The organism is Psychrobacter sp. TB20-MNA-CIBAN-0197, assembly GCF_040309765.1.
In the GTDB taxonomy this organism is placed as follows: Bacteria; Pseudomonadota; Gammaproteobacteria; order Pseudomonadales; family Moraxellaceae; genus Psychrobacter; species Psychrobacter submarinus.
In genome coordinates this window covers 1-230 of sequence record NZ_JBEOPC010001510.1, presented here as the reverse complement: position 1 = coordinate 230, position 230 = coordinate 1, and the positions used below count along the sequence as shown (strand labels likewise).

Below are 230 nucleotides of genomic sequence, written 5' to 3'. Positions count from 1 at the left end.
ATATTAACTAGTGCAGTAATTGTTTTATCACGACTACAACCACATTTGAATTTAATAGCTTGAGGTTCAAATACGCGAGGATTATCTTCGTGATAAAGACGTGTAAGAACTGTGTTCGCATCCAAGTGTAACAACTCTTCATTTTTAATCGTGTTACTTAATGCTTCTAGGTGTGCAAAGTCTTCAATTGATTTTTGTTTATCAACTGGAAGCACTTGTAAAAATAGACC

At 33.9% G+C, this 230-nt stretch carries 1 protein-coding gene; it reads right to left on the bottom strand.

The annotated features are described in order from the left end of the window. Window positions 1–230 (bottom strand): Hsp33 family molecular chaperone HslO (locus AAEY83_RS19020; protein WP_351061837.1); only part of this gene is annotated, 230 nt, incomplete at both ends.